The following is a 22,080-nucleotide window of genomic DNA, read 5'->3' as shown; positions in this document are numbered from 1 at the left end:
GTTAAAACTACCGTTTTTCTGTTGCCGATGGGTTTATAACGCCATGTAGATAAATGCGAAAGGCATGCTTGACGTATTCGGCTTCGCTATCGGCCGGTTCTGTTAATGGAAAAATTTTACTGATAAGCGGTCTGGAAATGAAATAAAAGTTTAGAATACCAACCAGCGATACGGTTGCGTAGGTGACATGCAGGTCTTCCCGGAAATCTCCGCTGGCAATGCCTTCTTGCAACGTAGCGTGGATAAACTGATACACCTGTGAAAGATGGCTTTCAATAATAGGTCCGCCATATTCGGTAGGATTTGTCACTTCACTGAATATAAAGCGGGATAAAAGCGGGCGCTGTGCATGGATATGCGCAATCTGGTCAGCAAGCAGAGTGAGTCGGGCGATAGGCGGAGCAGAAGTATTTTTTTGTATTTCCCCCAGTGACTGCAAAACCGGAGCGAGCTGCTCCGTCAATACAGCTTCATAAAGTCCTTCCTTGCCATTGAAATAATAGGAAATGGCGGAGATGTTAATTTGGGCGGCCACAGTCAGTTCGCGTACGGTTACGGCGGCAAAGCCCTTGCGGGCAAACAGTGCTGTTGCAACCTTGAGTAATTTTGATCTGGTCGTATTATCCAAAGCAATGCCTCCTTAGAAAATAAGAAAAGTTCAAATTCAAACAATCGTTTGTTTGAATTTGAGTGTAGCATGATGACCTATAAATTGTCAATAACTTACTCTAAACTGCCTTTTGGAGAAATTGAGGTGTAAGGATTGTATAATATGCAGGTGAAATGGAAATATATGGAATAATACTAATGAAGTAGGATGGAAACAACATGATAAGCAAAATTGTTGATCAATTTATTCAGGCCGCCTGTCTATCCGTCAAACTGACTACAAAATTTTTCTTTTTAGGAGAAACCGTTATAGCGCTTATTTTAACGATCATCGTGTATGCACTAAACGCTTCGGTCCTGGAAGTGCCGGCCGTGAAGGAGATTTCTCAGTTTATTGTAACCATTACTGCAAACCTCTGGGCAATCCTTATCGCGGCGGTAGTCATTTTATTTCCTCAGGATGGCAGCAGCAAAGCCATAGGGAGTCCCGACCTGGTGGCCAGATGCTTCAAGGCTCTGGTCGCGTTATTCGTTTGTACATTGGTAACATCAGGAATTTATTTCGTCACAACCGGAACGGCAGGCAATTCAATCCTTATATATATGCCGATCATAGCCGGTATGCCAATTTTATTGTTCTTTTATTCCTTAATTGTTGTTTTGACTATTACGTTTCAGGTAATACAAGAATATGGAGAGAAACATCTACTGCCGCAATGGTTATTCTTTTTTTTCCACCGGTAGACCGATTTTCTCATAGTCCGGTTAGCTATGACCGGACATAAAACAGGATAGATCTAGGGACGGTGGCAATGTCTTATGGGATGAAGACACAGCCACCGTTTTTATCTGATATAGCAGTTTAAGAAGTAAAAGCCCGGTCCAAAATTTAAACAAGCAGGCAAGCCGTATTGGAATGAATGTTTCCGTACGGCTTTTGGCTTTTTCCCCTTTTGGTACTGTATTCAAGCTTTATTGCAGCAAGTATCCCGGTTAAGAGTACTAATATTGATATACGTATGGGTGGTGGGCGGGTCGGTCATACCCATGTATCAGCACTGAATCAGTTTACAGCCCGGCCAAGGCAGCTTTGCAGTATACTGGGGCGAAAGCTTGTACGCACTGGGGCAAAAGCCTGTCCGCTGTTTAAATAATTTACTGAAATAATAGGGGTCAGAGTAACCTACGCAAACCGAAATTTCCGCTATTGAGCAGGCGGTGGTGCATAGCAGCTCCCGGGCGCGCCGCATCCGCAGCTCAATCAAGTATTCAAGCGGTGCCATACCGGTATACTTTTGAAACAAATAGGCGAATTGTCTGCTGTTTAAGCCATACTGACCAGCCAGTTTAGCAACTGTAAGCGGTTCCATGTAATGATTTTTCATATGTTCTACGGCCTGCTCCACCAGTTCACGGCCCTGTTCACCGTGCCGGATGTCGGCGCAGGTCAAAATTCATCCATAATGCTGAGAAACAGCGATTGGGAGCGCAACGCCGAGAGATTGCCTGGCATTGTGCAGACATTATACAGGCGCTGCAGTAAATCATTGATGCGCGTGCTGCAGCCCGATTCAATTTGATAATGGGAAAATGCCTGAGGAAACTCGCTTTTGGCACTGTCGTCAACCTGATAATGGATGACCATATAATTCCATTCAGTGCGCCCCACAACCTCTTTGTCCAGAGCGGTATTCGGACCGCAGTGAAAAATTTTTCCCGGCTCCATTTCATAAGGTACTCCGTCAAAAAACATCCTGGCCCGTCCCTTTATGGGAAAAATCAAACCCGAGACCGGTGGAGCGAAAACACCAAAGCTTTTTTTACCCGGCGGCACGACCGCTCTGATAACATCAATGATTTGGAATTTGATTCGGGAAAAATTTCCCGCAAGTTGATGGATATCCACTTGCATTTTCGGCCCTCCCCGCTAACCTTGTGGTCCTGCTCAAGTTCAGGATTTGCTGAATTTCCCCGGCTTCATGTGTTTATAAAGCAATTATATAAAAATAAGTGGCCTCAATAGTTGAGATTAATTATCATTTATTTATAACTATAATAATTTTAGTATTGGATGTCAAACCGTGCTGACCCTGTTCTGGCCGTAACATTCCGGGGAAAAACGTCCGTATTTGGCCATTTCCCGGGAAAATCCGGGCTGTTTTAGAAATAACTCCATTGCTCAAGCTTTTTTATCTGGAATATCTCCATTATTAAAATCTTTTTACTTGCATTATATCCATTTACTCACACTTTTTTACTTGGTATTCTATAAATGCTGGTTTTTGATATTGATACTCATTACCATTATTTAACAAGGTATGATTATAAAAAGTATTTCTTAATTCTTTTTGACGTAGGGTTTTACAGGCAATGCTCGACGGTCTTGCGGCTGAAAACGGCTATGTAGACAATATATTTCCACCAGTAAGGAGTTGACAGCATGAAGAAAAAATTGTCCCCTGCCAGAAAACGTCTGCTTTATGCCTTGATCGGCAGCAGCCTGTTCTGGCACACGACGGCAATTGCCTATGCCGAGGATACGGCGGAAACAGTTGACACTACCGGTCGGGCCGATACCCAAGCGGCCGTTTCCACTGAAGCAGTGACCGGACAATATGACTTTACCCTGGAAGGGATCGAAGTGACCGCAAACCGTGACCGGGCAAGCTACTTTCCAGTTAAAGGCACCCCGCGTTTGCTTAAAAGGCTAAGGGTGCAGAAGAACAATGACCTTTGCTTTTTCTTACATTTATTATAATTTTCTGAGTTTTGTGATTTTGCATACAAGCATATAATGAAACTGTGATGACGGAGTGAGGAAAATAATGGCGATAGCGGGTATAGGGGAAATGGAGGGTTGTAGAGGGGCATACAAGGAATGCGGAGCATAACTGAGGTGGTAGCCAGATTCTTTATCAATTAAGGAAAGGAGAGGGATGAACAGTGAGAAAAAAATTTTTACTCTTAATGGCATTCGTATTTGCAGTCAGTTCTTTAGTAGTCGGCTGCGGTTCGTCTACCAGTACAACAGCAGACAGTTCACCTGACGCAGCTAAGTCTAAGGGGCAGATAAAATTGGGTTTTGTTTGTATGAATTTAGGTAATCCCTGGTTTGTGTCCGTAAAGAAAGGCTTTGAGGACGCCTGTAAAGAAGAAGGCGTTGAAGCTTTAACCATTGATTCACAGTATAAGGTGGATAAGCAGGTCAGTGATATGGAGAGCCTGGTTACCGCCGGATATAGCGGGATTATGCTGGCACCGATTGATCAGAATGCAACCAAGGACATTGTGGAAAAAGCAAAAGCAGCCGGTATTGCCGTAAGCTGTGTTGCGCAAAGCCAGGACAATGTCAATATGAGATATATTGTTGACGAACATTCCTATGGGCAGGCAATTGGCAAGCAGGCAGCGGAGTGGATTAATAAAAACCTGGGTTCCAAAGCCAAGGTAAAAGTTGCCATTATTTCTCAAGATAATGTCGATTCTGTTATTCCGAGAGGGAACGGGGTAGAAGAAACACTCAAGAAAATGTGCCCTAATGTTGAAATTGTTGCAAGGCAGGCGGGAGACACGCCTGAGCTTGGCATGAAAATCATTGAAAGCGTTTTGCAGCAGCATCCGGATCTTAATATTGTCGTTGCAACGAATGATTCCGGCGGGCTTGGCGGATATCAGGCGATGGTTTCAGGAAATATTTCCGGCGATGACCGAGCCGTATTTTCAGGAGATGCTACATCGGAATGTTTAGCTGCAATGAAGAAACCTAATTCTATTTACCGGGGGACAGTGGACTTATTTCCCTATAAAGCTGGGTATGAAAGTGCAAAAACTCTGATTAAGTATATTCGGGAAGGTATACCGGCACAGCAGGAAACTACAATTTTTGCTCCTGTTCCTGTTCCATCCGAAGATTTGCTTAGTGGTAAATACGTACCAAAAGGCTAAGAATGGGAGAGGCTTGTGCATGCTGCCTTTATAAGCGGCATGCACAAGCTATTTTAGGAGGAACGTCATGAAGAAAACGCTATTGAAAATAAACCATATAGCCAAATATTATCCGGGCGTAAAGGCTCTTGACGACATCAATTTTGAAGTCTATGAGGGAGAAACCCATGCCATTTGCGGAGAAAATGGGGCCGGTAAATCGACGTTCATAAAAATCATCACCGGTGCTATTACGCCGAGTAAGGGAACAATAGAATTTAACGGAAATGTTTACGACCATCTTATGCCTCCTGAAGCAATGGACTTAGGAATCGCTGTTATTTATCAAGAATTCAGTTTAATACCTTATTTGTCTGTGGCGGAGAATATTTTTTACGGCAGGGAAATCAGAAAAGGCTGTCTTCTTGACAGAGCAAAGATGAATGATATGGCACGAATTCTTTGTAAAGAAATGGACGTTAACTTGGATATCGAAGCGCGTGTCTGCGACTTAGGGGTTGCTTACCAGCAGATTGTAGAAATTATGAAGGCGGTGTCCCGCAAGGCAAAATTACTGATTATGGATGAACCTACGGCACCGTTAACATTAAACGAAACCCAAATTTTCTTTTCTATTGTGAGAAAGCTGCAAAAAGATGGCGTGACCATTATTTTTATTTCTCATAGGCTGGAAGAGATTTTTGAGCTTTGTCATCGAGTAACGGTATTTTGCGATGGGAAATATGTGGCTACGAAAACAATAGCTGAGATTGATAAAAAACAGCTTATTTCCTTTATGGTAGGACGTGAATTGGCCGATGACTACCCCAATCCCCATAATAAAAAGGGAGAAGTTGTTTTAAAAGTTGAGCATGTAACAAACCGGTCAATAAGGGATGTTTCCTTTGCATTGTATAGGGGTGAAATTCTGGGCTGTGGCGGACTGGTAGGTGCAGGAAGAACGGAGTTGGTTCGGGCGATTTTTGGAGCTGATCCCTTGGAAAGCGGGACGATGTTTTTGAAAGGCAGGCAATATAGACCACGGCTGCCGGGTGATGCTTTACAAGCCGGTATAGGCCTGATACCGGAGGACAGGAAAAACCAAGGCGTTATTTTAGGTCTTAGTATTAAAGAAAATATGGTATATAGCGTGCTGGACCGTTGTTGTACAAAACTCTTTTCCTACATACTGACAGATAAAGAAACAGCATATGTAAATAAATATATAAAGGAACTGAACATTAAAACACCTGATGCGTCCCAACTGGTACGCAACTTATCCGGGGGAAACCAGCAAAAAGTTGTTTTAGGAAAAATGCTTGCAACCGAATGTGACATATTAATTTTTGACGAACCAACACGCGGAATTGACGTTGGTGCTAAATATGAAATTTATCAGTTAATGTGCAATATTGCAAAGCAAGGCAAAAGTATTATTATGATAAGTTCAGAAATGCCGGAGTTGATCGGGATGTCGGATCGGATCATTGTCATGTCCGGAGGCAGTATAGCGGGAGAACTGATGAAAAAAGAATTTTCGCAGGAAAGAATTTTAGAATTGGCATCAACTCATTAAGCGGAGGGAGCGCAATGAAAAAGAATCATGCGATAAGTTGGCTATTGAACTATGGAATTATTTTAATATTGTTTTTGCTAATTATCGGTTTTTCTATGGCTACAGCTAATTTTTTGAAATTTACAACGATATTTACCATTTTGAAGCAAGTCTCTATTATAGGAATCATTTCCGTGGGCATGACATATGTTATGTTGACAGGGGGCATCGACTTGTCGGTAGGCTCGATCGCCGGTGTGTCAGCCGTTACCGCTGCCATATTAATGCTCAAGGGACTGGCGATACTGCCAACTTGTCTGATTGTTTTAATCATCGCTATTGTTTATGGAATGATAAGCGGTTTTTTTATAACAAAATTTAATATCCCGGCATTGATCGTTACCTTAGGGGTTATGACCTCGTTGCGTGGCTTGGCTTATATTGTCACTAACGGGATGCCGGTCTTTGGTTTTAATGACAGCTTTGGCTCTTTTGCAAACGGCAGTTTGTGGATGATACCGTACCCTGTAATTCTCGCCGCTATTGTATTTATTATCGCTTTTATCAGCCTGGAGAGAACCCGCATTGGCAGATACTTGTATGGTGTAGGCGGGAACGAAGAGGCATCCCGGCTTTCCGGGGTTAACGTCGTACGTGTGAAATATGTTGCCTATGCCGTTAGCGGTTTCCTTTCCGGATTGGCCGGGCTGGTGTTGCTGTCCAGAACAAACAGCGGCCAGCCTGCGTCAGGTTTAGGCTATGAAATGGATGCCATTACGGCCGTTGTATTGGCAGGTGTAAATATTGCAGGGGGCGAGGGCCGTATAGGAATGGTGATTATTGGGGTGCTGATTATGGGGGTACTGGGTACCGGCATGATTATGTGCAATATCAATGATTATGTGCAGCAATTTGTTAAAGGCTTGGTATTAATCGGAGCGGTAGCGTTTTCAGCTTATTCGAAAAAAGTGCGTTCCGTGATGATTAGTAAACAATATTGACGGCAGGAGGGATTTAAAATGAAACGGTCGGAATTGAACAGAATCATAGATTACACAATACAGGCGGTAGAAAAGTGTCAATTTCCACTTCCGCCTTTTGCTTACTATGGAATCGAAGAATGGAACAATGTAAAAAAAGAGCAACGTGAAATTATTGATAATATGTTAGGCTGGGATATAACGGATTTTGGTACTGGCGATTTTGATCAGGTGGGACTCACCATCTTTACTTTCCGCAATGGCAATTTCCAGCGGAAAAAAGAATACCCTAAGCCATATGCCGAAAAACTGTTATTTGTAAGAGACGGTCAAATTCTTCCATTTCATTTTCATTGGAGTAAAATGGAGGATATCATCAATCGCGGGGGCGGAATGCTGAAGATCAAACTGTATAATTCGGATGAAAAGGGAGATTTTTCCGATACACCGGTAAATGTCAGTGTTGATGGATGTACTATGACCGTTGCAGCAGGGGGGGATATTTTTCTTAAGCCGGGGCAGAGCATAACGTTGAAGCCGGGGCAGTATCATCAGTGGCAGGGGGTTAGCGGAACAGGTGATATTATTTTATTCGAAGTATCCACAACGAATGATGACCGGGTGGATAACCGGTTCCATGATGCGAAATCCCGCCTTCCGGAAATAGAAGAAGATGTTACAGCAAAATATTTATTATTTAAAGATTATGACAGATATATAAATTTTATAGAAAAATGACATTCGAATAAGAACTGTGTCTAATGAATTTTGCCGATATAATGAATAGTTTTTAAATAGAAAAAGAGCAGGCCGAATCTGGGCGCCTGCTCTTTTAAAAAATACTACGCGATATATCTAAAACATTGGACGTGATCGTAATGAGATACTTACAGTATGTGAGAAATAAACCATTAATTTCGCTAAAGTATATTTTAATATATATTTTTTTATTGTTGTTTATTTTACCAACCATATTTATAAATAGTATGTCTTATTATAACAATATCAATATGGTGAAACAAACGATGAATAATTTTGCGGATCAAAATCTTTTGCAGACGCAAAAAAGCTTGCAATTGATCATATCAACCTATGATTATATGCTTTACCAAATGTATACCGATAGACAGGTTATTGATATCATCGATCATATTAACAAAGGAGAAAATATTGAAGAAAACAGTATCGCACTGACGCAAGCTTTAAGAACATTTATTTATGGTCAATCCTATGTACAGGCGGTTTCCGTCATCACGGACAATGGGAAAATATTTTTCTTCGACCGGTTAAAAGGATATCATACCGAAAATAGCTGGCTGAAGGATTCATCAATACCAATATCCCATATCTATAAACAAACGCTTAGCAGTGACAAGAACAATATTTTTTCAACCAAATCAGGAATGGATTTTTCCGGTAAGATCTATTATTACTGCCATATTGCTCATTCTATTGTAGATTACAAAGATACAAAACAGAAAAAAGGGATTGTTATCTTGAGCATAAATGCTGATGTATTAAATAAAACCAGCAATGCGAATTTAGCTTTTCGTTCATTTAAGAAAAATACAGGCTTTTGCTTTATTGTCGATCAGAATAATAATGTTGTATCTTTTCCTAAGGAAGAGTTTATAGGGAAAAATCTTCTGAGTACAAACAGCGAAGATATAACAAAAGCCTGTAAGGATTTTATTACGAAAAACAAGTTGATGAAAAGTGACAATATCGATATACAGATTTTAAAGGATGAAATGATAGGCTGGAAGCTGGTTCGTGTTTCTGATAACGAAAATATTATGAATTATATTAATAAACAATATCAAATTACGGCACTTATCCTTGTGATTGTATCTATTCTATTGGGATTATTGATTTTCTTTATTAATAAACATGTGTTTGAATCCTTAAACAATTTAATTAAAAACATGAAAATATCGGAAACCGGCAAAGTTCTTCTAAAGAATAAAAGGCCAATCATTAAAGAGATTGATAGCATTTACCAAAATTTTGATAACATGTTACAGCATATCAATATGCTGATTACAAGGATCAAATATATTACGAAACAACAAAAAGATTACGAAATCAAATCGCTAGAGATGCAGATAAATCCGCATTTCTTATACAACAGCTTAGATATGATTAACTGGATGTCTATCGATGCGGGAGAGTATCAAATCAGCGATGCGATTCATTCATTAGCACAAATTCTGCGTTATTCCATTACCGATATCAATATGCCGGTAACGATAGATAAAGAAGTTGTCTGGCTGGAACGTTACCTGCATCTGCAGCAAATGCGCTTCAAAGGGGTTTTTGACTATCGAATCAACATAAGCCCGGAAGCCAGATCTTGCCTGATTTATAAAATGATATTACAGCCCTTTGTGGAAAATGCTATTTTGCATGGATTTTCCGGACAGCGTGATCACAATAAGATTCAAGTGGAAATATACCTTCAGGAAAATAAACTGCATATTTCGATAAAAGACAATGGCAGGGGGATGCCTCCGGAGGTTTTAGCAAAAGTAAAAGACCTGTTAAAAAATAGACAAGTGCCTCTGCAGGGCCGGATAGGGCTTCATAACGTGTTTAATCGTTTGCGATTATACTATGAACAGGCTGTTACTGTTACATTGGAAAGCCAGCCGGAGGATGGGACATTGGTTTGGCTGAGTATACCTGTTATTAGGGGTGTCGAACGATGAATATTGTCGTAGTTGAGGATGAAATCCGCAGCCGGGAGGGATTGATTAATTTAATCGGAAAATTGGGCTGTTCATATAAGATAACCGGCACAGCGGAAAATGGTTGTGACGGATTATCTTTGGTAAAAAACTGAACCCTGATTTGGTGATAACCGATATAAAAATGCCGGTTATGGATGGCCTTTCGATGATAAAACAGATGAGAAAGGATAAAATCGCTGCGCAAATCATTATATTAAGTGCGTTCGCGGATTTTTCTTATGCGCAGCAAGCGATAGCCTTTGGTGTAAATCAATATATTTTAAAACCTGTTTCTGTTAGTCAGTTGCTGGACACGCTGCAAGAAATAAAGAATGATATTAGTGAAAAAGACGAGGTACTGGCGAAAGGAAAAGCAGTCAGCCCGCTAATCCAGCGGGTGTGCCACATAATTGGTTCTTCCCAAGGCTTAACCTTGTCACTGAGTGAGATAGCCGCACAATTAAAAATTACACCAGAGTATTTAGGAACTCAATTTCATAAAGAAGTAGGCTGTCATTTTAGCATATATATTAAAAATAAAAGACTGGATTATGCGAAACTTTTATTGAAAAACAGCAATTCTAGAATTTCGGATATTGCTGCCAGGGTAGGTTATAACGATGCAAAATATTTCAGTCACTTATTTAAAAAAGAAACGGGATTATTGCCTATAGAATATCGGAGGCAAGGAGGATAATTTGGCCCGCTCAACACCGTGAAAATATGAAATAAGCACTGCCCTATGACATATAGTGCAGTGCGGCGTTGATAATTCGTTAATTTCAGGATCCCTCTCCGTGACGTTGGCCGGTGTGACTTTGATTTTTTACTTTTTTAGATCCTGAAAGTGGTTCAGGTATATGACTGTCGTTATTTTTTGTACGTCTGGGTGTATTTGGCAGATCTACCGGGTAAGCTTCGGGTTTAGTCATGTTTATCTCCTCCGATTGATAGGTTGGCTTGCGTTTGAACGTTTTAGTCTCGCTAAACCTGGTTGGCCGGGAGACAATTCAACTCTACATAGCTTACGGCGCCTTACCCAATTTTATTCGTGAAAGATTCGAGATTTAGTTGTACTTTTATCAATGCAGGGACCTTGCCGGTACGGTGGCGGGCGCCTCCATAAACACACAAAATCTTAACAATTTAACAGGAAAATAATCCGGTATATAGAATATTAGCAATGTTCTCTTTTGAGAAGGAAACTACGGTTATCTATGCATCATGGCAATGATATAATTGACAATATAGAAATTTCATACGGGGGAGCGTCGTATTATGCGTAGATTCATTTGTTTAGTAATTATCATTAACTTTTTACTGATCTTTATGCCGGAAAGGTCATCTTGCTATGCGGCCGATTCCAAGCTTGAACTGGATTGGGACTACTTAACTCCGGTTTCCAGCAACCGTGATATTGATACGGTATCACTACATATACTTGAGAAAATTTCTGAAACAAATAATAGGTCGGTATATAGAGGGATTACAGTTACCCGGCCGTATGGGAGCATAGATTTAAAGCAACAGAATCAAGACAGTTCCGCAGTCGGCGTCGGGCCTGTTTATATGATTCGCAATGAAAGGGACCTTTCCGGCAAGCTGTCGGCAGCCTTCGATATGAGTGGTGGATTTATCGTATATGACAAAATCTTTCCGGCTGGCGGAAGATATTATAATTTCATGTGGCGGGTCGGGCCTCAATTCATTTATAAATTCAATGAGAACTCTTCAGTAAATATCGGGTATATGCTAATGCATGTTTCCAATGGCGGTTTTAGAGGCCATAATCCTTCCTATAACGCCCACGGAGTTTCAGTGGGTTTTGTGACAAAATTTTAAATCGATAAAAATTCCAGAAAATAAATTAAACAATAGGGCACCGTGTGCTTTGTTCTAATTGGAAATCCTGCAGAATTTTTGCAGGATTATGGAGCATCTCCAAGCGTTATATTTAGATCATGATATAGCCTGCCATATTGGTGCCAATACTCCATTCTAATGTCCAATGTAAATTTTGTAGTAATTACATTATTGTAATTACTACTTTTTTCTTATAAGATAAATACATAAAAATAGTGAAAAGTAATAAATGTATGAAGCTTGATTATACATCTATGACTATATCAAGGAATATCCAGATGAAATAGTTGTTATAAATTATAAAAGAGGGCAGTATATAGCGCGTTCTGCGATGTTTTTTTCTATAAGCAGGAGGGTTTATATAATTAATACACTTGTAAAAAAACTATATAAAAAGATAAAAATTCAATCACTATTTAAATGGAATTATACAAACGATATGCTTAATTTCTTCTAAGGAGTTGTTTTTTGTGATATCTATAACTGAAATACAAAATATCATTGTACATCGATACCCTTTTTTATTGGTCGACCGTATTGATGATATTGAACCCGGGAAACGTGCAGTAGGTATAAAAAACGTTACCATAAACGAAGAATTTTTTCAGGGGCATTTCCCTGGTAAGCCGGTCATGCCTGGAGCAATTATTTTAGAGGCAATGTCTCAAGTTGGAGGAGTTGCAATACTTTATGCAAATGAAAACCGAGGTTCTTTAGCCTATACTACTGGAATCAATCGTGCTAGATTTAGAAAAAATGTAGTTCCTGGAGATCAATTAAAAATGGTCGCTGAAGTAACTCATTTACGCAGCAGGATGGGTAAAGTATGGGCACAAGCTTTTGTTGATGATGAAAAAGTTGCAGAAGCAGAGATTGTCTTTACATATCTTGTCGATAGGGAATAACTATATGGATGGTTCAAGAGCTACGCTCTGGTACCTTTTTATTTCACCCGCCACTCCATTAGAGTGGTGTATTTATGGTGTAGAGTGCAGTCATTGTTAAAGTGCCGGACTTTATGAGGATGAAACAGGGACATGGGCTGGGGATCGTCATGCTAGGGCTTGTGCGAAAGGAGCTTTGTATGGGCAGAAAAAGGCAATTAAAAATGAAAAAAGTCGGCTTGGAGCATCTTGAGCAGTACAATCAACTGCTACGGTATGTGTTTCAAGTAACCGATGACGATCTGCGCAAGGTTGGCTGGGAAGAACGGGATATCGTTCACGCCAAATCACCGGCTTTGGCACAGGCCGATGTGTGGGGATGGTTTGACGGCGATAAACTGGTATCTCAGGTGGCGGTTTATCCGTTTCAGGTAAGGATATTCAATAAAACTTACGACATGGGAGGACTGACCGGTGTCGGTACTTTTCCGGAATACTCAAACCAGGGCTTGATGTACAAATTGTTGTATCAGGCACTGGAAAATATGAGAGGGAAAAAGCAGTCGGTTTCTTACCTGTATCCATACTCCATCCCCTACTATCGCAGAAAGGGCTGGGAGATCATTTCTGATAAAATAACTTTTGAAGTGAAGGATTATCAACTGCCAAAAAATAAGCAGGTTTCCGGTGAAGTAGGGAGGGTTGACATCGAAAGTGATGATGTAAAAAAAGCGTATGAACGTTTTGCCTTTCAAACCCATGGGGCCATGTTGCGCTGTGATTTGGCCTGGAATGAATACTGGCGGTGGGATTTGGATGACCTGATGGCCGCTGTTTATTACAATGATGACGGAGAGCCGGACGGCTATGTTCTTTACTGGATCGCGGATGAGATTTTCCACATCAAGGATATGATATTCGTAAATGAAGAAGCTCGCAGCGGGCTCTGGAATTTTATCAGCGCCCATTTTTCCATGATCTCCAAGGTCGTAGGCAATATCCATACGGATGAGCCGCTGGCATTTCTACTGGAGGACGCCGATATCAGGGAAGTCATCTCACCTTATTACATGGCCCGCATAGTGGATTTGGAGCAGTTTATTGCTCAATATCCTTTTAAGCCGGATACCAAAGAGCGAGAATGGACTTTTACCCTGGATGATCCGCTTCTTTCCTGGAACCAGGGAGCCTTTACGTTGCACATCGATCGTAATGGAAAAGGTGAAGTCTTGCGCACGGCAAAGCGCAGCAGTGCAAGGATAGATGTCCAAACCATGACAACCATGCTATTGGGGTATAAGCGGCCGGATTATCTGCATAAGATCGGACGTATTTCCTGCAGGCCGGAAACGGTGGATATGCTGGAAGATGCAATTGAACAACAGACACCTTATTTTTCGGACTATTTCTAGGGAATGTGGCGGGAACAGAAAATGGGAAATCTCACAATACTTTCCGTCTGTTTCTACTGTTATTGCTTGTTTATTTTTTTAATCATAGTGCCTGATTATGAAAAATTTCTGAGTGCAAAAGTAATGGACATGTTATATGCAGAAATAGGTAATGAAGTTCAGCAGGAGCTAGAAAAAGAAGATGATGAGTTAAGTGGCGAAGATGTTCATAACTTACAAGCCCGAAGGGCGTGTAAGTTTTTTTGTTTGCCGAATTGTTTCTTTATCGGACTATTTAAATTAGAGGGGTTAATTTAAAAATTCTGAGGCACCTTTAAGCAAGTTTCGACTTTTTTTATCGCCCGGGAGTTAAGTTATAGCACCGTACTCTAATCATAAACATATTATGTAATATAATTATAATTAAAAGGGGGAGACTATGTGCCTGGATCTTATTATGGTGACGAATGCTGTTTAAACGAATCGCAAGTTTGTTTACGGGACTGTTTCCGTCTGCTTTGGGTACAGCACGTTTACTGGACGAGAATGGTTATCATGGGCATTGCGTTTGATTTGCCTGATTTAAAGCAAACTACGAATCGTCTTCTACGTAACGCACCTGATTTCGCGAGGGTGTTTTGTCATTTCTATGGAAATGAAATCGCATCCCAATTTGAATGCCTGATAAGAGAGCATCTAGTCATAGCGGCAGAACTTGTGAAGGCGGCAAAGGCCGGGAAGAGTAGAGCGGCGGCAGACGCTGAAAGAAGGTGGTATGAAAACGCGGAGGAAATCGTATGTTTCCTAAATGATATTAACCCTAATTGGTCGGTTGAATGTATGAGAGATATGTGGTTTACACATCTGGCATTAACAAAAGAGGAAGCTGTTGCGACTATTAAAAAGGATTACGATAGAAGTATCAGGACATTCGACAAAATCGAGGAAGAGGCATTGATGATGGCTGACGAGTTTTCTAACGGCATTATCTGCCAATTTGACCTTTAAATGCTGTAACAATACAGAGTGCAAACATAAGCGCAAAAGAGCGTTCCTAGGCTTTTAGAGTAGTGGTTTCCAGCCAATCGAATAAATATAAAACGGATACGTGTGATTACGTATCCGGTTTATATTTATGAAGTAAAATGAGGATAAAGAGAACACGGCACGGTTTACAGTCGGGTTTTAAAATGCTTATGTTTATGAAGTACAAACCTAAGTCAGCAAAGGCGTATTCTTGGACCTTTGGTATAAGTAAAGGGAAAAGGAATATTGTATTAATTTGGCAGGAGTTTCACTGCTTTATCCGAAAGTAAATTATAAATTAACTGTAGAATATCTGAATCATGTAATGACAGCAAGCTTATCCCCTTGTTGGTAAGAACAATAATGCGCATCGGAAAGGACATGATTTATGGCAACAATTTATCTTGATCAGGTGTCCTTTGAGTTAAAAAAGAAACAAAATTTCTTATGGCTGAAGAAACTAGGAACGGTTTTCTGCGTGTTTGATCAGCAGGATTCAGGAAATATTTCCTTTGGTGTGCAAAATGGTGAGAATAAATATTTTGTAAAGTTTGCAGGGGCGCAAACTCTTAGCTACGAGGGGAATAGACAAACGGCAATAGACAACCTTAATAGAGCTGTAACTGTATATCGGGATTTAAAACATGAAGCTGTAATCAATCTTGTTAAAACATTAAAAACGGACGATGGTATAGCACTTATCTTTGATTGGTTTGAAGGAGAGTGTTTGTTTGCCCATTGGACATTTGATAAATGGAACCGATATACCCATCCCAATTCACCGTACTACAAATATAGAAAGCTGAGTTTGGAAAAACGGCTAAAGTCCATACAGACAATTTTCCGGTTTTTATTGTTTGTTGAGCAGCAGAATTATGTTGCAGTAGATTTCTATGATGGCAGTATATTATATGACTTTGACACGGATACGACTAAAATATGTGATATCGATTTTTATAGAAAGAAACCTACGGTGAATGATAGCGGTGTGAATTTTTGGGGACCTAAAAGATTTAAATCACCGGAAGAATATATTTTAGGGGCGCCAATCGATTCGATAACAAACGTATATACCATGGGGGTACTGTTGTTTGGATTAATCGGTGGTGAATCGGACCGGTCAATAGAGAAATGGGATGGTCCGGAAGAATTGTACGAACTTGCCCGTAAAGCAATCCGGCCGGAAAGAGAACTTCGCTTTCAATCCATAAGAGAGTTTTATAAAGAATGGGAACAAGCCGTAGCCATTTTTTACTCATTTTAGTAATGGAAAATGGTTTATAAGACACTTCTCCCTGTCCCTTCTGTCAATTCCGGCAGGTGCATTAGCGTCGGTAGTAAACTTGGAGGTATATACAACTATTCCCGCCAATGCTGTGGCTGATTCAGCACTTCAGAACACTGGACCTTTCCGCTGATTCTGCCTATTAAACCAGGACGCAGTTCTTGAACCATCCATGCATCAGCATCTTCATCGGCGGGAGTACTATGCGTACGCAAAAGTTAGTCAGGGTATCGTCTGACTCTGATAAATTGAGAGGACAGGAAAATTCTTTATCGAATTTTCCTGTCCTTTTTTGTCCTAAATATAATTTTCTGAAAAGGATAAGGGCAACCAGGGGCTTCCACTTTTGCAAAAAGTGAAACTGGAAGGCTGAACAATGTTGGGAAAATGCTGCCAGTGAAAAAGCTAGGGAACGGATCCCTGGTTTTTTGTGTAAAAAAGTCTGCAGGGATAGGAAAATAGAGAAATATCGTATACAATATAACGTATTATACAGTTTGCTATAAGGGGAATTATTTATGCTTAAAACTGCAAATCGTCAAGTAACAATTCGATCATTAAAAGGCAAGCTCTTAGCTGCCTATGAATATTTACTGGAACGCAAGGATCAGGAAAATGCCGAAAAAGTTAAGCATTTAGCAGGAAAATTAGTTCATGAGGAATTTGCCATTGCCTTTTGCGGACATTTTTCTGCAGGAAAATCAACGATCATTAATCGCCTGGTGGGAGAAAATTTACTGCCGTCAAGTCCGATTCCGACCAGTGCCAATCTGGTAAAAGTCAAAGCGGGAGAAGAGTATGCAAAGGTATTTTTTAAAAATGAAAAACCTCGTTTATATCTCGCGCCATATGATTATAACATGGTAAAAAACTATTGCAAGGACGGGGATCAAATCCAGGCCATTGAAATTAGCCATTCTGATTCCCGCCTGCCAATTCAAACCGTTATTATGGATACTCCCGGTATTGATTCTGCCGATGACGCGCATCGTATTGCCACGGAATCGGCCATTCACCTGGCTGATTTAATTTTTTATGTAATGGATTATAATCATGTTCAGTCAGAATTGAATTTTATGTTTACAAAAGAGTTAACGGAGGCCGGCAAAGAGGTTTATCTTGTTATTAACCAGGTGGATAAGCATTCCGATCAGGAACTTTCCTTTTCAGAATTTAAAACAAGTGTGGTTGAATCCTTCGCGGCATGGGGAGTAAAACCGGCCGGTATTTTTTACACCTCTTTAAAACAAGACGATCATGAATGCAATCAATTCCCGGAGTTGCAGGCTTTTTTGGCTGAGCGGTTAAAGGAGAAAGACAGCTTACTCCTGCAATCTATTTTTCATTCCCTGCAAAAAATCACCAAAGACCATTTGGCTGGAGCAAAGAAAAAGAATGAACGGGAGCTTCAGCCATACAGGGAAATCTTAAATGAGTTGTCGGTTAAGGAGCAGGAAGAGTTAGCAGATAACTACAACAGGCTGCTGGCAGAGAAAAACGCTTTAGGCGAGGGAGGCGAGAAGGCAGAGAGCGATTTTGCTTCCGGGGTCAATAACATTATGGCGAATGCCTATTTGATGCCGTTTCAAACCAGAGCGCTCGCGGAAGGCTATCTGGAAGCATGCCAGAGCGGATTTAAGGTTGGCTGGCTGTTTACCAAACAAAAAACCTTAGTTGAGAGACAGGAAAGGCTGAAGCTCTTTTATCAGGATGTTCTTGAAAAAGCAAAATTACAGATAGAGTGGCATCTTCGTGATTTTTTGTTTAAATTTTTACAGGAAAAACGGATCGAAAATAAAGAATTGCTTGCCAAAATCCAGAGCTTTACTGTGCATTTTTCCAGCGAATTATTAGCAGCCGCTGTAAAACCGGGGGCACGGCTATCCGGCGATTATGTTATTAACTATACGGATAATGTGGCAAACGAAATTAAACGTTTGGCGAAAAGCGGTTTAGCTGAGCTTAAGATGGAAATATTACAGGCCTTGCAGGATCGAAATGCAGCCATCCAAGTACGTTTAACCGAAAAATCAGCAAGTTTGGAACGGTATATCACCGCACTGGAGCAGGTGAAACAATATGAGTCAGCTGAGAGGAGTGAGCAAGCGAAGCTCAAAACGCTGCTTAGTGAAACAAATGGGCTGGAAGATGACCGTTTCCATTTGTTTGATCTGGAAGAAGAGGAATGTGAGGTCGTTTATGGGAAAATCGGGCAGGGTAAGCAGGTACAGAAACAACCGGATATCCCGGTGGACAAGCCGGTCGTAAAAGAGAAAATTCCGTTGCCTGCCGAAGGATCAGACCGGATAAAGCAGACTGCTGAGAAGTTGAAGAAGACCGCACAGCTTGTTCAGGATTTGCCTGGCTTTACGAAGCTTGCCGGTGAACTGAAGGAAAAAGCGGAAAGATTAGACCATAAAGGTTTTACTGTGGCTTTATTCGGGGCCTTTAGTGCCGGTAAATCTTCATTTGCCAATGCGTTAATCGGAGAAAGAGTGCTGCCTGTTTCGCCAAATCCCATGACAGCGGCAATAAGTAAAATTAAACCGGTCAATGAAGCTTACCGGCATGGTACTGTCCTCGTTAAGCTTAAAGAGGAGGGGGCGATGCTCGAAGATGTAAATCATGCTTTGAAAATGTTTGAATTTCAGGCGGAGAGCTTAGCCGATGCCTTGATAAAAGTAGAAAAACTCGATGAGTATTTGGAACAGTCGGGGGCAGCCGAGAAGACAAATTATACTTTTTTGCAGGCATTTACAAGCGGGTATGCCGCTTTCAGCGAACAACTGGGGACAGTATTGAAAACAACGATCACTGAATTTGGCGATTATGTTGCAGTGGAAGAAAAATCCTGCTTCGTCGAATGGATTGATCTTTATTATGATTGTCCCTTAACCCGTAAAGGAATTACGCTAGTCGATACCCCGGGGGCGGATTCCATTAATGCCCGTCACACCGGCGTAGCGTTTGACTTTATCAAAAATTCGGATGCGATTCTGTTTGTAACCTACTATAATCATGCATTTTCCAAAGCGGACCGGGAGTTTTTAATTCAGCTGGGACGTGTAAAGGACTCCTTCCAATTAGATAAAATGTTCTTTGTTATCAATGCCATTGATTTGGCCGATAACGAGGAAGAAAAAGAAACCGTTATGGAATATGTCCACGGGCAGCTAATGAAGTATAGCGTCAGAAATCCGCATTTATATTCGTTATCAAGCTTAAAAGCACTGGAGGAAAAGCAAGAAAAGATAACTCTCCCCGTTTCCGGAATGTTATCTTTTGAGGAGGCTTTTTACCATTTTATTACCCATGATTTGGCTAATCTGGCGGTAGCGGCATCCGAAAATGAACTGAGCCGTGTGTATCGTTTAGTAGAAAAGCTTATTGCCAGCAGCCGGGAAGATGCTGCGGTTAAGCGGCAAAAGCGTGCGAATATCGAAGCGGAAAAAACGGGGATACACGAAATTCTCGGACAGCAGACGGCACAAAATTTAATAAACCGCCTGCATCAGGAAACGGAAGAATTAATTTATTATATAAAGCAGCGGGTATTTTTACGGTTTAACGATTTCTTTAAAGAAGCATTCAATCCTACGGTGTTGCGCGATGATGGCCGTAATCTAAAAAAAGCTTTGCAGCATGCGCTTGACGAATTACTCGAACAAATTGGATATGAATTTGCACAGGAAATGAGAGCAACGACGGTAAGGCTGGATCGTTTTGCTGAAAAAATAACAGCAGAGTATCAAAGAGTGCTTGTCGAAATGATTCGTGAGAGGAATCAGGATTTATCTTTTTCTCTTTTTGAATTTGAGGATAAAGCACACATTGATTTTGAAATCGCTTTCAAAGATATTCAATATGGGGTGTTTTCGAAAGCAATGGCTTATTTTAAAAATCCAAAATCATTTTTTGAAAAAAATGAAAGTAAATTAATGAGTGATGAAATATATCGTGTGCTTAACACAGCGGCCGATGCGTATTTGCAGAATGAACAAAAACGGATACAGTCTCTATATGGAACTGTTCTGGAAGGTGAGTTTGAACGGCTAGTCTTGCACATGACAGAACAGGCTGACGACTTTTATTTAAGTTTGTTCTCAGCCTTAGACGGCGGAGTTCCAGCCGAACAGCTAATGGAGATTCAGCAAAGCTTAAAGTTAGTAAAATAAGAAAAGAGAATAAATTTTGCCGTTACTGATACGGAGAATCCGAAAAAAGTAGAACTCCTGACCAATTTCTAAAGATTTGGCAGGAGTTTTGTTATTAAGTTTCATGGGGACGGGGTTATAGATGGCAACGTGAGTCAATAACCGTCACCTGACTCATGGATTGGCTGGAGCAACTCGTCCTTGACGCGCTAGTTTACAAAAATTTTACCTGGGCTTAACTTCCAATTCTTTTTGGGGTGATAGAATGGATGTAGTATTAAGGAGGGAGTAAACAGAGATGAAGCAAAAAATTTTTAAGACGATATGTATGGGGCTGCTCGGCACGGTGTTGTTGGCAGGTTGCTCAAACCAGAGTTCCCCGGCGGATTCAGCCGCGAAGGGTGAAAAAATAAAGATTGAATACTGGCATGTCAACGCAGAAACCCAGGGCGGGAAAACTGTAGAAGAGTTGGTCAAAGAGTTTAATGCCCAAAGCAAAAACGTCGAGGTTGTAGCGCGCTACAACCCGGACATGTACAAGGGCCTGATGCAGAATCTGCAGGCCGAAGCTGCAACCGGGAAATCACCAGCCGTGGTGCAGATTGGCTGGGCGTTTTTGGATTATTTTTCCAATAATTTCCGGTATGTTGAACCGCAGACCGTGATTGATGCTTACTTTCCGGAGGACAAAACCTTTTTGCAGGAGAACTTCCTCCCCAATGTCTTGGACCTTGCTAAAAACGGCCGTGGCAGTCAGGTGGGTATTCCTTACTCATTGAGTACGCCGGTGTTGTATATCAACAGAGACCTTTTGCGGCAGGCTGGACTGGATGAAAACGGGCCTAAAACATGGGAAGAACTGATCCTTTTCGCCAATACTATTAAGGAAAAAACGGGAAAATACGGTTTTTATATGCAGGAACCCGCCGATAACTGGGCACAACAGGCGCTTATGGAAAGCAACGGTGCGCGGATGATGACGAACGGCAAGGCGAGCTTTGCTTCCGAAGAAGGCATTCGGGCTTATGAGGCCTATGCCGGCATGGTAAACAAAACCAAATCGGCATTACATATTTCCTGGGGTGAGGGCGTACAGTCCTTTATTGACGGCAATGTAGGCATGCTGTACACCACCATCGCCCAGCGGGCCAATATCCAAAAGGGAGCGACTTTTAATGTCGCCGCCGTAAACTCGCCGGCTTGGCAGGGAAAGGCAAAACGGCTGCCTGCAGGTGGCTGCTTCCTCGCCATTACTGCCCAGACTGAGGCAGAACAAAAAGCGGCTTGGGAATTTGAAAAATTCCTTTACAGCGTCGAATCCATGGCGGCCTGGACCAAAGGAACAGGTTATGTGCCGCCGCGGAAAGGCGTAGCCGAAGCGGAAAATGGTTTAAAGAGCTTCTTGGCTGAGAACAAGATGATGGCAGCGGCTACGACGCAGATGGACGGCGTGGTCTCCTGGACTTCTTTCCCGGGAGATGCGGGGCTGCAGGCAGAACAGCTTCTTCTTGACGTAAGGGACCGGATTTTAAGCGGCAGTATTTCGGCAAGAGAGGGACTGACTCAGACTCAGGCCAAAATCAATGAACTGTTGAAATAAAAAGAAAAAACAACCGTTAGGACGAATTACCGCAGCGCGGTGAACCTTAAAAAGCAACGGTGGTGTCCGACGACCTTCCG

At 41.3% G+C, this 22,080-nt stretch carries 19 protein-coding genes and 1 pseudogene; 17 read left to right on the top strand and 3 right to left on the bottom strand.

Annotated features, from left to right (window positions below; genetic code table 11):
- Positions 1-7: 7 nt before the first annotated feature.
- Positions 8-628: a TetR family transcriptional regulator gene (locus tag P22_RS13595; RefSeq protein WP_054260796.1), complete on the bottom strand. Its 621-nt coding sequence runs from the start codon at positions 626-628 to the stop codon at positions 8-10.
- Between the two features lie 200 nt (positions 629-828).
- Here P22_RS13595 and P22_RS13590 point away from each other — a divergent pair, with 200 nt between their 5' ends.
- On the top strand, positions 829-1,353 hold the full coding sequence (locus tag P22_RS13590; protein ID WP_054260795.1) for a hypothetical protein: 525 nt from the start codon (positions 829-831) through the stop codon (positions 1,351-1,353).
- 308 nt (positions 1,354-1,661) lie between these two features.
- Here P22_RS13590 and P22_RS21510 read toward each other — a convergent pair.
- Positions 1,662-2,521, bottom strand: a pseudogene (locus tag P22_RS21510) (AraC family transcriptional regulator).
- A 528-nt stretch (positions 2,522-3,049) separates the two neighbouring features.
- Here P22_RS21510 and P22_RS13580 point away from each other — a divergent pair.
- The 8 genes from P22_RS13580 to P22_RS13550 all read left to right on the top strand — a co-directional run bounded on the left by P22_RS13580 (position 3,050) and on the right by P22_RS13550 (position 10,494).
- Entirely contained in the window at positions 3,050-3,367 is a 318-nt protein-coding gene (locus P22_RS13580; protein WP_054260794.1) for a hypothetical protein, read from the top strand.
- 185 nt (positions 3,368-3,552) lie between these two features.
- Entirely contained in the window at positions 3,553-4,554 is a 1,002-nt protein-coding gene (locus tag P22_RS13575) for a sugar ABC transporter substrate-binding protein (protein ID WP_156318962.1), read from the top strand.
- 67 nt (positions 4,555-4,621) lie between these two features.
- The gene (locus P22_RS13570) at positions 4,622-6,109 is read left to right on the top strand and encodes a sugar ABC transporter ATP-binding protein (RefSeq protein ID WP_054260793.1); all 1,488 of its coding nucleotides are present in this window, start codon (positions 4,622-4,624) and stop codon (positions 6,107-6,109) included.
- Positions 6,110-6,123: 14 nt separating this feature from the next.
- Complete coding sequence (locus P22_RS13565; protein ID WP_054260792.1) at positions 6,124-7,089, top strand: ABC transporter permease; 966 nt, start codon at positions 6,124-6,126, stop codon at positions 7,087-7,089.
- Positions 7,090-7,107: 18 nt separating this feature from the next.
- Positions 7,108-7,806 carry a D-lyxose/D-mannose family sugar isomerase gene (locus tag P22_RS13560; protein ID WP_054260791.1) on the top strand — a complete coding sequence of 233 codons (699 nt, stop codon included), beginning with the start codon at positions 7,108-7,110 and terminating at the stop codon, positions 7,804-7,806.
- Positions 7,807-8,093: 287 nt separating this feature from the next.
- Positions 8,094-9,776, top strand: coding sequence for a sensor histidine kinase (locus tag P22_RS13555; RefSeq protein WP_172675846.1), 1,683 nt, complete (start codon positions 8,094-8,096; stop codon positions 9,774-9,776).
- Complete coding sequence (locus P22_RS20570) at positions 9,773-9,910, top strand: hypothetical protein (protein WP_156318961.1); 138 nt, start codon at positions 9,773-9,775, stop codon at positions 9,908-9,910. Before P22_RS13555 ends, P22_RS20570 begins: the two co-directional genes overlap by 4 nt.
- Before the next feature lie 29 nt (positions 9,911-9,939).
- A complete protein-coding gene (locus P22_RS13550; protein ID WP_082378494.1) occupies positions 9,940-10,494 on the top strand; it encodes a response regulator transcription factor in 555 nt (184 codons plus the stop codon).
- Between the two features lie 85 nt (positions 10,495-10,579).
- Here P22_RS13550 and P22_RS21570 read toward each other — a convergent pair whose 3' ends face one another.
- A complete protein-coding gene (locus P22_RS21570; protein ID WP_082378493.1) occupies positions 10,580-10,729 on the bottom strand; it encodes a small acid-soluble spore protein P in 150 nt (49 codons plus the stop codon).
- A gap of 346 nt (positions 10,730-11,075) precedes the next feature.
- On the opposite strand from P22_RS21570, the gene P22_RS13545 reads away from it, so the two are divergent.
- From P22_RS13545 to P22_RS13510, 8 genes are all read left to right on the top strand, one after another.
- Positions 11,076-11,639, top strand: a complete 564-nt coding sequence (locus tag P22_RS13545; RefSeq protein ID WP_054260788.1) for an acyloxyacyl hydrolase — start codon at positions 11,076-11,078, stop codon at positions 11,637-11,639.
- 491 nt (positions 11,640-12,130) lie between these two features.
- A complete protein-coding gene (gene fabZ / locus P22_RS13540; protein ID WP_054260787.1) occupies positions 12,131-12,565 on the top strand; it encodes a 3-hydroxyacyl-ACP dehydratase FabZ in 435 nt (144 codons plus the stop codon).
- A gap of 179 nt (positions 12,566-12,744) precedes the next feature.
- Positions 12,745-13,956: a GNAT family N-acetyltransferase gene (eis, locus tag P22_RS13535; protein WP_054260786.1), complete on the top strand. Its 1,212-nt coding sequence runs from the start codon at positions 12,745-12,747 to the stop codon at positions 13,954-13,956.
- 21 nt (positions 13,957-13,977) lie between these two features.
- A complete protein-coding gene (locus tag P22_RS13530; protein WP_054260785.1) occupies positions 13,978-14,253 on the top strand; it encodes a hypothetical protein in 276 nt (91 codons plus the stop codon).
- Between the two features lie 123 nt (positions 14,254-14,376).
- A complete protein-coding gene (locus P22_RS13525; RefSeq protein WP_235814650.1) occupies positions 14,377-14,943 on the top strand; it encodes a hypothetical protein in 567 nt (188 codons plus the stop codon).
- 406 nt (positions 14,944-15,349) lie between these two features.
- Positions 15,350-16,225 (top strand): protein kinase family protein, encoded by an 876-nt coding sequence (locus P22_RS13520; protein WP_054260784.1) that lies wholly within the window; start codon positions 15,350-15,352, stop codon positions 16,223-16,225.
- 539 nt (positions 16,226-16,764) lie between these two features.
- Entirely contained in the window at positions 16,765-20,421 is a 3,657-nt protein-coding gene (locus tag P22_RS13515; RefSeq protein WP_054260783.1) for a dynamin family protein, read from the top strand.
- 277 nt (positions 20,422-20,698) lie between these two features.
- Complete coding sequence (locus P22_RS13510; protein ID WP_054260782.1) at positions 20,699-22,000, top strand: ABC transporter substrate-binding protein; 1,302 nt, start codon at positions 20,699-20,701, stop codon at positions 21,998-22,000.
- Positions 22,001-22,080 lie beyond the last annotated feature (80 nt).

It is taken from the genome of Propionispora sp. 2/2-37, from assembly GCF_001298735.1.
Classification (GTDB): domain Bacteria; phylum Bacillota; class Negativicutes; order Propionisporales; family Propionisporaceae; genus Propionispora.
The sequence above is the reverse complement of the archived record's forward strand: the minus strand, read 5'-3'. Positions and strand labels throughout refer to the sequence as shown.

Excerpts from the sequence above, each read along its gene's own strand:
- P22_RS13590 (WP_054260795.1), top strand. The coding sequence starts at position 829 with ATGATAAGCAAAATTGTTGATCAATTTATTCAGGCCGCCTGTCTATCC.
- P22_RS13580 (WP_054260794.1), top strand. The coding sequence starts at position 3,050 with ATGAAGAAAAAATTGTCCCCTGCCAGAAAACGTCTGCTTTATGCCTTG.
- P22_RS13570 (WP_054260793.1), top strand. The coding sequence starts at position 4,622 with ATGAAGAAAACGCTATTGAAAATAAACCATATAGCCAAATATTATCCG.
- P22_RS13565 (WP_054260792.1), top strand. The coding sequence starts at position 6,124 with ATGAAAAAGAATCATGCGATAAGTTGGCTATTGAACTATGGAATTATT.
- P22_RS13560 (WP_054260791.1), top strand. The coding sequence starts at position 7,108 with ATGAAACGGTCGGAATTGAACAGAATCATAGATTACACAATACAGGCG.
- P22_RS13555 (WP_172675846.1), top strand. The coding sequence starts at position 8,094 with ATGAATAATTTTGCGGATCAAAATCTTTTGCAGACGCAAAAAAGCTTG.
- P22_RS20570 (WP_156318961.1), top strand. The coding sequence starts at position 9,773 with ATGAATATTGTCGTAGTTGAGGATGAAATCCGCAGCCGGGAGGGATTG.
- P22_RS13550 (WP_082378494.1), top strand. The coding sequence starts at position 9,940 with ATGCCGGTTATGGATGGCCTTTCGATGATAAAACAGATGAGAAAGGAT.
- P22_RS21570 (WP_082378493.1), bottom strand. The coding sequence starts at position 10,729 with ATGACTAAACCCGAAGCTTACCCGGTAGATCTGCCAAATACACCCAGA.
- P22_RS13545 (WP_054260788.1), top strand. The coding sequence starts at position 11,076 with ATGCGTAGATTCATTTGTTTAGTAATTATCATTAACTTTTTACTGATC.
- eis (WP_054260786.1), top strand. The coding sequence starts at position 12,745 with ATGGGCAGAAAAAGGCAATTAAAAATGAAAAAAGTCGGCTTGGAGCAT.
- P22_RS13530 (WP_054260785.1), top strand. The coding sequence starts at position 13,978 with ATGGGAAATCTCACAATACTTTCCGTCTGTTTCTACTGTTATTGCTTG.
- P22_RS13520 (WP_054260784.1), top strand. The coding sequence starts at position 15,350 with ATGGCAACAATTTATCTTGATCAGGTGTCCTTTGAGTTAAAAAAGAAA.
- P22_RS13515 (WP_054260783.1), top strand. The coding sequence starts at position 16,765 with ATGCTTAAAACTGCAAATCGTCAAGTAACAATTCGATCATTAAAAGGC.
- P22_RS13510 (WP_054260782.1), top strand. The coding sequence starts at position 20,699 with ATGAAGCAAAAAATTTTTAAGACGATATGTATGGGGCTGCTCGGCACG.